13 protein-coding genes are annotated in these 13,373 nt (G+C 71.6%); 8 read left to right on the forward strand and 5 right to left on the reverse strand.

Translation table 11 applies throughout. The features are described 5' to 3' along the window. The first annotated feature begins 13 nt into the window (after positions 1-13). The 3 genes from AB3M34_RS10865 (at position 14) to AB3M34_RS10875 (ending at position 3,921) form a co-directional block, all read left to right on the forward strand. Positions 14-1,138, forward strand: a complete 1,125-nt coding sequence (locus AB3M34_RS10865) for a hypothetical protein (protein ID WP_370619789.1) — start codon at positions 14-16, stop codon at positions 1,136-1,138. After that, positions 1,135-2,163: an asparaginase gene (locus AB3M34_RS10870; RefSeq protein ID WP_370619791.1), complete on the forward strand. Its 1,029-nt coding sequence runs from the start codon at positions 1,135-1,137 to the stop codon at positions 2,161-2,163. The genes AB3M34_RS10865 and AB3M34_RS10870 overlap by 4 nt, the downstream gene beginning before the upstream one ends. Positions 2,164-2,334: 171 nt before the next feature. Continuing rightward, positions 2,335-3,921, forward strand: a complete 1,587-nt coding sequence (locus tag AB3M34_RS10875; protein WP_370619793.1) for a peroxidase family protein — start codon at positions 2,335-2,337, stop codon at positions 3,919-3,921. 9 nt (positions 3,922-3,930) lie between these two features. Here the strand turns inward: AB3M34_RS10875 and AB3M34_RS10880 are convergent, their stop codons facing one another. From AB3M34_RS10880 to AB3M34_RS10890, 3 genes are read right to left on the reverse strand one after another with little or no spacing between them, the layout of a single operon-like run. After that, entirely contained in the window at positions 3,931-5,244 is a 1,314-nt protein-coding gene (locus AB3M34_RS10880; protein WP_370619795.1) for a M20/M25/M40 family metallo-hydrolase, read from the reverse strand. Further along, entirely contained in the window at positions 5,241-6,695 is a 1,455-nt protein-coding gene (locus tag AB3M34_RS10885) for an MFS transporter (RefSeq protein WP_370619797.1), read from the reverse strand. The genes AB3M34_RS10880 and AB3M34_RS10885 overlap by 4 nt, the downstream gene beginning before the upstream one ends. Positions 6,696-6,749: 54 nt before the next feature. Continuing rightward, positions 6,750-7,514, reverse strand: a complete 765-nt coding sequence (locus AB3M34_RS10890; RefSeq protein WP_370619798.1) for a VTT domain-containing protein — start codon at positions 7,512-7,514, stop codon at positions 6,750-6,752. Positions 7,515-7,602: 88 nt separating this feature from the next. Here AB3M34_RS10890 and AB3M34_RS10895 point away from each other — a divergent pair, with 88 nt between their 5' ends. Then, the gene (locus tag AB3M34_RS10895; protein WP_370619800.1) at positions 7,603-8,781 is read left to right on the forward strand and encodes a sensor histidine kinase; all 1,179 of its coding nucleotides are present in this window, start codon (positions 7,603-7,605) and stop codon (positions 8,779-8,781) included. Continuing rightward, complete coding sequence (locus AB3M34_RS10900; protein ID WP_370619801.1) at positions 8,778-9,392, forward strand: response regulator; 615 nt, start codon at positions 8,778-8,780, stop codon at positions 9,390-9,392. Before AB3M34_RS10895 ends, AB3M34_RS10900 begins: the two co-directional genes overlap by 4 nt. Here the strand turns inward: AB3M34_RS10900 and AB3M34_RS10905 are convergent. After that, positions 9,389-9,940 (reverse strand): hypothetical protein, encoded by a 552-nt coding sequence (locus AB3M34_RS10905; RefSeq protein ID WP_370619803.1) that lies wholly within the window; start codon positions 9,938-9,940, stop codon positions 9,389-9,391. The two genes, AB3M34_RS10900 and AB3M34_RS10905, sit on opposite strands and share 4 nt — an antisense overlap. A 219-nt stretch (positions 9,941-10,159) precedes the next feature. On the opposite strand from AB3M34_RS10905, the gene AB3M34_RS10910 reads away from it, so the two are divergent. Beyond that, complete coding sequence (locus AB3M34_RS10910) at positions 10,160-10,978, forward strand: DUF72 domain-containing protein (RefSeq protein ID WP_370619804.1); 819 nt, start codon at positions 10,160-10,162, stop codon at positions 10,976-10,978. A gap of 8 nt (positions 10,979-10,986) precedes the next feature. Here AB3M34_RS10910 and AB3M34_RS10915 read toward each other — a convergent pair whose 3' ends face one another. Then, positions 10,987-11,376 carry a hypothetical protein gene (locus AB3M34_RS10915; protein ID WP_370619806.1) on the reverse strand — a complete coding sequence of 130 codons (390 nt, stop codon included), beginning with the start codon at positions 11,374-11,376 and terminating at the stop codon, positions 10,987-10,989. Positions 11,377-11,555: 179 nt separating this feature from the next. Between AB3M34_RS10915 and AB3M34_RS10920 the strand changes: the two genes are divergently transcribed. Further along, positions 11,556-12,695, forward strand: coding sequence for a glucose-1-phosphate adenylyltransferase family protein (locus AB3M34_RS10920; protein ID WP_370619808.1), 1,140 nt, complete (start codon positions 11,556-11,558; stop codon positions 12,693-12,695). Positions 12,696-12,786: 91 nt separating this feature from the next. After that, a complete protein-coding gene (locus AB3M34_RS10925) occupies positions 12,787-13,350 on the forward strand; it encodes a hypothetical protein (RefSeq protein ID WP_370619810.1) in 564 nt (187 codons plus the stop codon). The last annotated feature ends 23 nt before the right edge of the window (positions 13,351-13,373 follow it).

Raw genomic sequence — 13,373 nt, forward strand, 5'->3', positions numbered from 1 at the left:
TAGGGGAGCACCCGTGGGCGACACGACGGACATGATCGTCTTCTGGGCCGTGGTGTCGGCGCGCCTGCTGCTGCCGCTGCTCATCTTCCGGTTCCCGCTGCCCGCGATCATCGCGTGCATGCTGCTCGACGGTGTCGACCAGACGATCTTCCAGACGTTCACCGACCTCGACCTGACGTACTACCAGAGCTACGACAAGGCGCTGGACGTCTACTACCTGTCGCTCGCCTACGTGTCGACGATGCGCAACTGGACGAGCCGCCCGGCGTTCGAGGTGGCGCGGTTCCTGCTCTTCTACCGCCTGATCGGCACGGCGATCTTCGAGCTCTCCGGCGGGACGGAACGGTGGCTGCTGCTGATCTTCCCGAACACGTTCGAGTACTTCTTCATCTTCTACGAGATCGTGCGGCTGCGGTGGGACCCGAAGCGGTTCTCGATGCGCTGGTGGATCGTCGCGGCCGCGATCATCTGGATCTTCATCAAGCTTCCGCAAGAGGCCTGGATCCACGTGTTCAAGCTCGACCTCACTGACACGATGCGCGACGTGCCGTGGTTCACGCCCGCCCTGGTCGCCGCGGTCGTCGCGCTCCTGCTCGTCTTCTGGTTCGCGGTCCGCCCGCGCCTCGACCCGCCGGACCACGCCTGGCAGATCCTCGCGCCCCCCGTTCCCGCCTCCATGGACGAGGCACGCGAGCGTGCCGCCGACCGGGTGGCCCGCGGCAAGGTCTTCGACAGCTGGTTGCTCGAGAAGATCGCGCTCGTCGCCCTCCTTAGCATGATCATCGCGAACATCGTGCCGAGCGTGGACTCGTCCCCGCTCGGCATCGCCGTGAGCTGTGCAGTCCTCATCGTCGTGAACTCGTTCGTGGGGCTGTGGAGCGCACGACGAGGGGGTGGTTGGGACTCCGTCTTCGCCACGTTCGTGGTCCTCTCGCTGGTCAACGTCGGCCTCGTTCTCCTGGTCAGCACGATCGCGCCGAACGAGACGCAGTTCTTCCTGTCGGCCGGGTTCTTCTTCGTCTTCCTGCTGGTGCTCATCGTGACCCTGTACGACCGCTACCGACCCGTCCTCGACGTGCGCACCGGGGTCCTCCACGGCGGTGCCCGAGCGGACGGCGACGTAGCCTCGGCCCCATGAGCGACGCGCCGGGCCCACGTCAGTCGCGTCACGAGACGCCCGCGCCGGGGCTCGGGGGAGTCCGCGGCGTCCTCGTGATCGTGACGGGCGGCACGGCGACGATGGCCGAGGGTCCGTCCGGTCTGGAGGTCAGCACCGCGGGCGTCGACGCACTGCGCAGCACCGTGGACGCCTGGGCGGCGGCGCGACGCGTTCCCGCTGACTTCGTCCTCGACCTGCCGATGCGTGACAGCGCGGAGATGGGGCCGGCGGACTGGACCCGTTGGCAGCGTCGGATCCGCGCTGCGCTGCCGTCGGTGGCAGGCGTGGTGCTGGTCCACGGCACCGACAGCCTCGCCTACACCGCGGGCGCGCTCGCCTTCGCGCTCGCTGACGCTCCATGCCCGATCGTCGTGACCGGAGCGCAACGCGGGCCCTACGAGCGGGGCAGCGATGCCCTGGGCAATCTGCGGCACGCTCTGGACACGGCGGTCTCCGGACGCGCCGGGGTGTGCGTCGCGTTTGCGGGGCGGGTGCTCGCTGCGGCCACGGCGTGGAAGCGTTCGACCACCGATCTCGACGGGTTCGCGGGGGAGGAGGGCGTCAGCGCGCGGCGCTCCCGCAACGTCCCGGCCGGACAGTTCCACGGGTACGACCCCGACCGGTTCGTCGCACTGGCGACCGTCACGCTCGAGCACTGGCACGACCAGCTCACCTGGTCACGCGACCCGGCGGGAGTCGTCCTCCGCGTCTTCGGCGGCGGCACCGTGCCGTACGACCGCCGTGCCGCCGCGCGACTGCGTGCGCTGCGTGAGGCACAGGTCCCGGTGCTCGCAGTCAGCCAGACCCCTGCGGCGTTCGTCGATCTCGGCCGTTACGGGGCCGGACGGACGCTGGTCGACGGCGGCGCCGTGAGCTGTGGGGCGATCACGGTCGAGGCGGCGTACACGAAGATGCACTTCCTGCTCGGCTGCGACCTGACCTACGCGACGCTCACCCGGTGGCTCGCCGAGGACCTCGTGGGCGAGTCGCGGCGGCCGGCCTGACGGCGATCGTTGACATCCGTACGACCTATTGGTCCGTTTAGTCCGTTTGCAATACCCCTGGGCATGACCCCGACCCGGAGAGACGCTCGACGGGTGGCAGGCGCAGACCGCCGCCGCACCGGCGCGATCGCGTCGGATCTCGGGACAGATCTGTCGTGCGAGGAGACAACCATGGCTACGACCGTCGGGCACGAGACCTCCGCCGCGGAGGAACCGCCACCCACACCCGCTCCTGAACCCACCACACCCACCAAACCCGTCCATCACGGGACGCCGCAGCGCGGAGTCGACGTGATCCCGTCGTCGTCCTTCAAGACCGGCCGGTTCGGGCGCATGTTCCGACACCTGCCGGTGTTCGAGCACTCGGCCGAGGACATGGCCGCGCTCGCCGCGAGGATGCTCGATCCCGCCGGCCCGCCGGCCGAGAACCCGGACATCCCTTCGGGCTACACCTACTTCGGTCAGTTCGTCGACCACGACGTCACGTTCGACCCGGTCTCGAGCCTGCGGCGTCAGAACGATCCCGATGCCCTGCACAACTTCCGGACACCGCGCTTCGACCTCGACTCGTTGTACGGACGCGGCCCGGCCGACCAGCCGTACATGTACGACGACTCCGGACCGGTGACGAAGCTCCGCCTCGGCGAGGACGTCGGCGTCGTACCCGGGCAGACCAGTGGTGCCGGGCCCGACCTTCCCCGCAACGAGCCCCGTCAGCGCGACGGCGAGGAGATCTTCTTCGGTCGTGCCCTGATCGGTGACCCACGCAACGACGAGAACCTCCTGGTCTCGCAGCTGCACCTCACCATGCTCCAGTTCCACAACCGCGTCGCCGACGTGGTCGGGGCGACGACACCGCTGACCGGCGACGACGCGTTCAAGGAGACGCAGCGCATCGTGCGGTGGCACTACCAGTGGGTCGTGGTGAACGACTTCCTGCGGCGGATCGTCGGCGGGGCCGTGGTCGACGACATCCTTCGTACGGAGACGTACGTGTCCGACGCGCAGGGCTCCACGATCGCGCTGGTGCGGCCGACGTTCCAGTTCTACAAGCCGGCCAACGACGCCTACATCCCGGTGGAGTTCGCTGTGGCGGCGTACCGGTTCGGGCACTCGATGATCCGCGGGCGCTACCACATCAACGACTTCGTCAAGGGTGCGCGCGGAGACCAGGGACCGATCCCGATCTTCGGCGCCGAGCTGCCGCCGGACGAGCTGTCGAACCTCAACGGCTTCCGCCGGCTGCCTCCCCAGTGGGCCGTCGAGTGGAAGTTCCTGTTCGACATGCCCGGTGCTGACACGACGCCCCAGGCGTCGCTGCCGATCGACACCCAGCTGGCCCGCCCGCTCGCGGACCTGCCGCTGTCGGTCGCGGCGCACCCGCCGCACGCGCTCGCCGAGCGCAACCTGCAGCGGGGAGTCGCCCTGGGCCTGCCGGCGGGCAACACCGTCGCCCGGGCGATGGGCGTCGAGCCGCTCACCGACGACCAGCTCGGCATCGGCGACCTCAGCGAGGACGTCCGGCTGCACCCGCCGCTGTGGTTCTACATCCTCAAGGAGGCCGAGGTCGTCGCCGACGGCAAGACGCTCGGACCGGTCGGAGGCCGGATCGTGGCGGAGGTCCTCCTGGGGATCCTTGCCGCCGACCCGCTGTCGTACCTCTCGGTCGAGCCCAACTGGAAGCCGATGGCCCCGATGGCGCGCGACGACGGGTCGTTCGACGTGCCGCAGCTCCTGCGGTTCGCGAAGGAGGCCTGAGCCGTCCGCTCAGACGTGGTTGCGCAGCAGTGTTCGGAAGAACGCCACACCGCGCTCGAGGTCCTCGATGAGCAGGTACTCGTTCGCGGTGTGGATGCTGTCACGCTGCTCCCGCGACATCATGAACGGGGAGAAGCGGTAGACCGCGTCGGAGTGGACCGCGAAGTGTCGGCTGTCGGTCGCGCCGTTCTGCACGTACGGCACGACGGCCGCGTCCGGGTACGTCGCCGTGATCGTCGCGCTGAGCAGGGCGAAGGCGTCGTTGTCGATCCGCGAGACCGGAGACGGGTCCATGCCCTCGCGGGCGGTGATGGACACGGACGGGTCGGCGACGAGGGTTCGGATGCGCTCCAGCACCGACGTCACGGTCTCGCCGACCGCGATGCGGATGTTCACGTTGGCCCAGGCGCGCGACGCGATGACGTTCGCACCAGGGCTGCCTGACAGCTGGGTGGTGGTCGTCGTGGTCCGTACGACGGCGGCCGTCTCGACGCCGACCTTCGCGAGGATCTGGGCGACGGGCCTGTTGAGACGCTCGGCGTTGGCGAGGACCTGACGCAGCGGCGGGGGCGTGTGCGGGGCGATCGCCTCGAGCATCTGCACGACCGGGGCCGACAGGCGCGCCGGGAACGGGTGGTCGTCGATCCGCACGATCGCGCGGGCGAGGCGCGCGGTCGCGCCGCGGCGTGCGGGCGTCGACGCGTGCCCGCCGGGTGCGGTCGTCTCGAGCAGGACGTCGACGATGCCCTTCTCGCTGACACCGACCATGGCGGTCGGGACCTTCACCCCGGGGAACGCACCCTGGACGACGGCGCCGCCCTCGTCGCTGACGAGCCACGGGACGACGCCCTGCTCGGCGAGGTGGTTCGCGATGTCCTCGGCGGTCTCGCCCGAGATCTCCTCGGTGTCGCCGAAGCAGAGGTACACGTCGTGCGCGGGGACGAAGCCGTCACCGAGCAGGGACTCGACCGCTTCGGCGACCGCGACGAGATGGCCCTTGTCGTCGAGCGCTCCTCGCCCGTGCACGGCGCCGTCGACGATCTCTCCGCTGAACGGGTCGCGGTCCCAGTCCTCGGCGACGACCGGGACGACGTCGTAGTGCGCCATCAGCACGACGGGCCGGTCCGCCGTGGCGCCGCGCCAGCGGAACAGCAGCCCTCCGCCGAAGCGGGTCAGCATGGTCTGCGCGTGCAGACGCGGGTAGCGCTGCGCGAAGAGCGTACGGAACCGCTCGAACTCCGCGTGGTCGATCGTGTCGGAGTCCCTCGAGGAGACGGTCCGGCAGGTGATGAGGGCGGACAGGTTGTCGGCGGCGGTGCTCACACGTGCTCCTCGGGCGTGACGACGGCGGGTTCGACGGGGTGGGAGAAGGCTCCCCGCGGGACGAAGACGAGGCAGAGCGCCGCGACCAGCGCGGTGCCTCCACAGATGGCCCACACGGTCAGGTAGCCGCGCAGGGGTGCCGCCGTGTCGCTCGAGTCGGCCGCCACACCGGACGCGAGCGCGAGGGCGAAGATGCTGGACGCGAAGGCCCCGCCGAGCGTCTTGGTGGTGTTCGTGAGCCCCGTCGCGACGGCGGTCCCGCCCGGCGGTGCGGCGGACGCGGCCGCCGCGGGAATGGCGGCGACCAGGGCACCGGAGCCCAGGCCCGCCGTCGCCATGCAGACGACGACCTCCGGCAGGGAGTCGTGCAGCAGCAGGAGCCCGAGGTAGCCGATCCCGACGAGTGCCGCGGCGCCGATCAGCGTACGGCGCGGCGTGAGGGCCGTCGACACGCGCGCGAAGAGGGCGGCGCCGACCAGCAGCGACAGCACGTACAACCCGATCACCGGCGCGACGCCGCCCGCCGACAGGCCGAGACCGTAGCCGTACTCGTCGGGGTCGGTGCGGGCGTAGGTCGAGAGCGGGATCTGGGCCCCGAGGATGCTCACGCCGAACAGCAGGGCGGTCAGCTGCACCGGCCACATCGAGGCCTGTCGCATCACGGCGAGGTCGATGAGCGGGTCGGCGTGACGGCGCTCCTGGCGCGCGAACGGCACGAGCAGCGTCAGTCCGACGAGGAAGCTCAGCCACGGCCACGGCGACGCGAGGCCGTCGACGCGGATCAGCATGAGGCCGCCGACCACGAGGAGCAGGCTCGTGCTCAGCAGGGCGGCGCCCGCGAGGTCGACCGAGCCGTGGCTGCGTCGCTCGTGCACGTCGGGCACCCAGCGCAGGATCACGACGACGACCGCGGTCGTCGCGACGGCGGGAACGGAGAGCACCAGGACGAGGTTGCCGTCGAACACCGACGAGAAGAGCCCGGCGCTGAGCGCTCCGAGGATCGCACCTGCCTGGAGCGCCGCGACGATGATGCCGGTCGCACGCCGGGTCGTCGCCGCCGGGTCGGCCTCCCGCGCCGAGCGGATGTGGATCAGGGCGACCTCGAGCGGGAGCCACACCGTGAAGATGCCCTGCGCGGCCCAGAACACGAGGTAGCTGGTGAACCCGGGAGCGAACGCGACGCCCCAGGTCGCGACGGCGGTGACGACCGCGGCGATGACCAGCAGCCGGCGGTGGCCGAACAGGTCGCCGAGCTTGGACAGCACCGGGACGAGCATCGCGGACACCAGCAGCTGTGCGGCCTCGAACCAGTTCACGTCGGCGTCGTGGATGTCGAGGTTCCGCGCGATGTCGGTCATCAGCGGCGTGTAGTAGCCCTGGAGCATGCCGCTGACGAGCTCGACGAAGAACAGCGCTCCGACGATGCCGCCGACGGCCTTGGGGGTGCGCACCGGGTCCTCCTGGGGATGAGCTCGAGGCGACGCCCGGAGCCAGACGATGCTACGTCAGCGCCTCCACGTGCGGACCAGGAAGTCCGAGGCTCGCTCGCGGGCGGGAGGTGTCCGCCGTCTGAGCAGCGGGAGGACCGCGACCGTCGCGACCATGGTCAGGCTCACCACCGCGGCGTACCTGTCGACCAGCAGGACGACCATGACCGCGTCCGGGCCGAGGGCGTAGCCGAGGCCTGCAACGAGACCTGTCAGTCCCAGCGTTCCCAGCAGGTCGAGGGCGAGGAACGTGGTCAGACGCATCCCGGCCCAGCCCGCCATCGCGTAGACCACGGCGGTGGGGATGCCAGGGAGCACCGCGATGGTGACGGCGAGCCGCAGGATCCACGGGTTCACGTCGCTCGCCCGGGATGCGATCCGAAGGGCGCGCTCGCTGGTGGTGAACATCCGGATGATCCCGAGTCCCCACCGTCGTCCGGTCAACCACGTCAGCCAGTCGAGCTTGGCCATCCCGACCGCGCCGGCCAGCACGACCGGCCACAGCGACGCGTCGCCGGTCCGCGCGAACGCCGCGGCGGCACCGACCGCGGTGAGGTCGCCGGTGAGCAGCTCGAGCAGCACCGGGTGCGAGGCGAGCAGGAAGGGCGTCATGGGCCGCACGATCAGTCCGAGGGCGATCGCCGCGAGGATGGCGCCGATCAATGCGTGGTCGACACGGGTGGCGCGGCCCCGCCACGGACGAAGCCGACGCCACGCGGTGTGCCGGCGCCGTCCAGCGTCAGCTGAGCCGGCACCGAGTGACGAGTCCGTCGTGCTGGTCATGCTTCGACGCTAGGAGCCCGCGCGATCGGTCGACAGGTGCGATTGTCACGACTCGACCGTGCACGCGCCTGTGGGAAACTCAGACCCGATGAGCCCGCGCACTCCGCTCCGACATCGTCGCCTCGCGATCAGCCCTCGGCTGGTGGTGCTGGGCGTGCTGGTGATGGCGTACGCGTGGGCGCTGGTGTTTCCGCTGCGTCTGAGCGATCCGCCGTCGACCGTTCTCGCGGTCGTGTACGTCATCGGGCTGGCCTGCTACGCGGTGGCGCTGGCCATGGTGCTCCGCGCCTCGGTCAGCCCCTACCAGTCGCGCGCCACCCGGGCGCTCCTCGTCGGGACTCTCGCCGTGGTGACCCTCGGCCTGTGGCCACCTGGCTTCGCCTGGGCCGAGCCGGGGCAGGCGGCCTGGGTCTGGATCGCGGGCTTCGCGATCGGGGCGAGCGTCCTGGCCGACGTTCGGGCCGGCCTGACGTCCGGGGTCGCGCTGGTGGCAGCGTCTGCGATCGGCGCGGGTGTCTTCGGCGGCTCGGTGGTGGAGTACGTGGCAGTCACGATCGGCTGCGCTGCCGCGTTGTGGCTGATGGGTGTGGTGCTGGTGTGGCTGCTCGACCTGCTGTGGGCGGCCGAAGCCGGCCGAGACGCGGAGGCCGGCCTGGTCCTTGCGCAGGAGCGACTCCGCCTGAGCAGGGAGCTGCACGACGTCCTCGGCCACCGGCTGGGGATCATCGCGCTCAAGGCCGAGCTGGCGGCGGACCTTGCAGCGACCGACCCGCAACGGGCCGCGGCAGAGAGCTCGGAGATCCGTGCGATCGCGGCGGCGACCCTCGTCGAGGCCCGGAGGGCGGTTCACGGCGAGACCGTCGCCGACCTGCCGGCCCAGCTGGAGTCCGCCACGCTGGTCCTCGCCTCCGCCGGGATCGAGACCTCGGTCGACGTCGACACCGCACAGGTCCCCGCGGCTCAGTCGCGGTTGCTTGCCTCGGTGGTCCGCGAGGCGGTGACGAACATCCTTCGCCACAGCGACGCCCGCACCGTGAGCTTCGCGTTCCACCCGGCGGGATCGTGCCCCACACTGGTGATCGTGAACGACGGCGGCGGACCTCCACGGCCCGGCGGCAACGGCGCGGCCGCGTCCTCGGGCACCGGACTCGCGTCTCTCGCTGCACGGTGCGCGGCATCGCGCGCCCGGCTGCGCTCCGGCCCCACGCCCGAGGGCGGTTTCGAGCTGCGAGTCGAGCTGCGTCCAGACGGCACCAGCGCGCCGTGACGGGCACGATCCGTGTCCTCCTCGCCGAGGACGAGGAGCTGATCCGGACCGCACTGGTCGGGTTGCTGGACCGCGAGCCCGACATCGAGGTCGTAGCGACCGCGGCGGACGGCCGACAGGCGCTCGACCGTGCGCTCGCCCACCGACCCGACGTCGTGGTCGTCGACCTCCAGATGCCGGCCCCGGACGGGATCGGCGTCGTCACCGAGCTGGCCAGGCTGCTGCCCGCGTGCGCGGGGGTGATCCTGACCGGCCACGGACGTCCTCATGTCCTGCGCACGGCGCTCGCGTCGGGTGCGCGCGGCTTCCTGGCCAAGGGTGCGCCCGGAACGGCTCTCGCCGACGTCGTCCGCCGGGTGAACGCGGGTCAGCGGTACGTGGACCCCGTGCTGGCCGCAGACGCGCTCACCGAGCCGCCGTCCCCGTTGACGCCGCGCGAGCGAGAGGTGCTGACGGCCGCACGCGAGGATCAGCCGATCCGCGACGTGGCCCGCGCTCTCTTCCTGTCACCAGGGACGGTCCGCAACTACCTGGCGGCCATCACCCAGAAGCTGGAAGCCGGCTCACGCGCCGAGGCCTACCGGACAGCACGGGACCACGGCTGGATCTAGCCGAGAGCGGCCAACGTGAGGGCCGCGAGCCCGAACGGGACGTCCAGCAGGATGCAGAACGTCGCGAGCGAGCTCGGCACCACGTCAGCGCGTCGCAGGTGCCGGTAGTCCCACAGCGCATGACTCGCCAGTGCGAGGCCGGCAAGGGCCAGGCCGAGCCTCGGGGAGATGGTGACGGCGACCACTGCCAGGCCGCCGAACACGAGCATGGCAGCAGCCTGCTCGGCGAGAGCCCGAGCGGGAGCACCGCGACAGATGCCGGCCAGCACGAGCGCGGCGGCGTACGCGGACAGGCCGGCCCACCACGCCACACCGGCGATCTCGCTGACGGTGACCACGACGGACGCCGACAGGATGCCCGCCCACGCGACCCAAGGGCGGCTGAAGGCAGCGGCGGCGAGGTAGCAGCTGGCCGCCGCGGCGACGGTGGTGGCGACCGCGTCGGTGGCCACCCCTGTCACGATCTGGAATCCCGCGGCGACCAGCCCCAGAAGGACCGGCCAGTGGCTCGCGAGGGATCGCCACCCGGTGGCTCGGACCGTTGGCACGTGGTCACCGCGATCCGGCGTCGCTCGCGCTGGTGTGTGGTTCTGCATCGGAGTACCCGGTCTCCTCGGTCGAAGGTTCTTGGACCCGACCGAGTCTGGGCGCATGCAGGTCACGGTTGACCCGTGCGCATGTCATCGATTCGCGTGATGGGCCGCCCATCTCGGCGTGGGCAGCTCCGGCGTCCGGCTGCCGGTCCGGCGCGCGGCTAGCGTGGAGCGATGGCAGGGCCACAGGTGCGGGTCGGGATCTCCGGCTGGAGCTATGCGTCGTGGCGGGGCGACTTCTATCCTCGGGGCGTGCGCCGGGCCGACGAGCTGGCGTACGTCGCTGCGCGGATGCCGGCGGTGGAGGTCAACGCCAGCTTCTACCGGCTGCAGCGACCCACGACGTACGCACGCTGGTACGACACGACGCCGCGCGGCTTCCGCTTCACGGTGAAGGGGAGCCGCCTGCTCACGCACCTGCTCCGGCTGCGCGATCCCGCCGACCCGCTGGCCACGTTCCTCGCCTCCGGCGTCCTCGCGCTGCGCGAGAAGCTCGGACCGATGCTCTGGCAGCTCCCAGCCCGGGGAGCGCCGACGCCGGAGGCTCTCGACGCGTTCTGCGCCATGCTGCCGCGCACCTACGGGCAGGCTGCGGCGTTGGCCAGCGAGCACGGCACGCGGATCAGCGGTGACCGCGTCTGGCTCCCCGACACCGACCGCGGGTCGGGGCGCCGTATCGCGCACGCGGTCGAGGTGCGTACGGCCGAGCGGCTCGACGAGGTCGTCGAGATCCTTCGTCGCCACCGCGTGGCCCTCGTGGTCTCCGACGGTGCCGGGACGTGGCCGATGGTCGACCGCCGGACCGCGTCGTTCGCGTACGTCCGGCTCCACGGGCACTCCAGGCTCTACCACGGCGGCTACTCGGCACAGCGCCTGCGCACCTGGGCGGAGCGCATCCGCTCATGGGACGCGCCCACCTGGGTCTTCTTCGACAACGACGCCGACGGCCGTGCCCCGTACGACGCCGTCGCCCTGGCGCGCGAGCTCTCCTGACGACGCCGTCAGTCGCCGGAGGTGCGGGTGGCCCGCGTGTTCTGCGTGGCTCGGGTACGGGGGTCGTCCTGGGTGACTGCGGTGGCCTGGGTGACTGCGGTGGCCTGCGTGGCGCCGGTGGCGCGCGTCAGCGTCGCCCGGGTCGCTGCCGTGGCGCCCGTTGCGGCCGTGCGGGTGGCCTGTGCACCGACGGCCGTCAGGTCGTCCGGGCGGTCGTCGTCATCGTCGTCGTCGACCGCGACCACCGCGTCGTCGTTGTCGACCCGCTTGGTCACGGCGGGCTCGGTGCCGCCGTCCGGGCTGGCGCTGGCCACCGACGAGGCACCCCAGACGACGCCTCCGAGGGCGAACGAGAGGCCGAGGGCGGCGACGCCCGTGCGGATCAGAGTGCTGCTCATGGTGTTCTCCTTGTCGTCGTCCGGCGTGGCCGGCGAGATCGGTTGCTGACACCCCTGACCCTGATCGGCGGTGGTGAGACGCGTGTGAGCCCTCGGTGAGAGGGGTCTCATGTCCACTCGTCGCCGGCTCCGGTGATCGGCGACCGGCGTACGACGTGACGCCCGCCTAGAGTTCCTGGATGGATCGCCTCGACGTCGTCGCCGTCATCCTCGCCGGCGGGCAGGGCGGTCGGCTGGGTGAGCTGACCGAACGCCGCGCGAAACCCGCCCTGCCGGTTGCCGGCACCTACCGACTGATCGACCTGGCGCTGTCCAACCTCGTCCACAGCCAGATCAGCGATGTCTGGATGGTCGAGCAGTACCTGCCGGGCTCGCTCAACGACCACCTCGCGCACGGGCGGCCGTGGGACCTGGACCGGTCGTGGGGCGGGTTGCGGGTGCTGCCGCCTTTCGAGGGGACCGAGGGGAGCGGTTTCGCGCAGGGCAACGCCGACGCGCTCGCCCGCCAGGTCGAGGCGCTGCGCGACCGTGCTCCCGACGTCGTCCTCGTCCTGAGCGCCGACCACCTGTGCACGCTGGACCTGCGCGACGTCCTGGCGACCCACGTCGGCGCCGACGCCGACCTCACCGTCGTCACCACGACCGGCGTGCCCGACCCGTCGCGGCACGGCGTCGTGGAGACCGGGGACGACGGCGTCGTCACGGGGTTCGCCTACAAACCCGACGACCCCGCCACGGAGATCGTCGCGACCGAGGTGTTCGCGTACCGGACGACGGCGCTGCTCGACGCGATCGGCGAGCTGCTCGAGACCCACGACCGGCTGGACGACTACGGCGACGAGCTCGTGCCGCACCTCGTACGCACCCGTCGTGTGGTCGAGCACCGGCTCGACGGCTACTGGCGTGACCTCGGCACCGTGAACGGCTACTGGCGGGCCCACATGGACGTGCTCGACCGGACTGGGGTCGACCTCGAGGACGCGCGTTGGCCCATCCGCACCGCGGCACCTGTCCGGCTACCGGCCCGCCTCGCGCCGTCGGCGAAGGTGCACGAGGCTCTGCTCGCCCCGGGCAGCCGCGTGGCCGGCACCGTCCGCCACAGCGTCGTGTGCGCCGGGTGCGAGATCGCCGAGGGTGCGGAGGTCATCGACAGCGTGCTGCTCGAAGACGTCCGTGTCGGTCCCGGAGTCCGTCTCGTCGGGGTGGTGGCCGACGCCGGTGCCGACATCTCGGGCGGTTCTCAGCGGGGATCGGACGACGTCGTCACGCTGGTCGCCTCGGACGGCGCCGTGACGGGACGCGCTCCGCGCGAGGAGTGACGTCGGGCGCCCTGTGGGCCGGGTCATGCCGCGGGCAGGGGCGTTCGGACCATCCGCCTGACCGTGGCCGCGGTCAACTAGGCTGGCGCTCGTGAGCCCGGCGACCGATCCCGCAGCACGCGTACGCCGCTGGCGTGCCGCGCGCGCCGGTGCCGCGGCGTCCATGGCGCTCGGTGTCGCGATGGCCGGTCACCTCGCCGGCGGCGGTGCCGTCCCGGGGACGCCGGCCGTCCTCGTCGCGGGCGCGCTCGCGACGGCGCTCGCCTACCGGTTGTCGGATCGGCGCTGGTCGGTGCGCACGTTGGGCGGACTCGTGCTCGGAGTCCAGGGCGCCGTCCACCTCTGGTGCTCGCTCACCCTGAGTCCTGTCGCCGAGCCGACCGCCGCGTCTCCCGACGCCGCGATGCTGCTCGGGCACGCCCTCGCGACGGTCGCGACCGTCGCACTCCTCCGACGCGGTGAACACGCGCTGCTCGCGCTGGGGGACGCGGTCGTGGTCGGTCCGAGCCGGCGGCTGTCGTACGCGTCCCGTCCGTGCGTCGCGGCGCCCGCCACGCACTCCCACCTCCCGGCACGCACCCGACCGGTGCGTCCCCACCTGCTGATCGTGCTCGCCACGACGTTGACCCGTCGCGGCCCGCCGGTGTGCGCCTGACTCCCCGTCACGCTCATCCTCTG

The organism is Mumia sp. Pv4-285, assembly GCF_041320275.1.
Lineage (GTDB): Bacteria > Actinomycetota > Actinomycetes > Propionibacteriales > Nocardioidaceae > Mumia > Mumia qirimensis.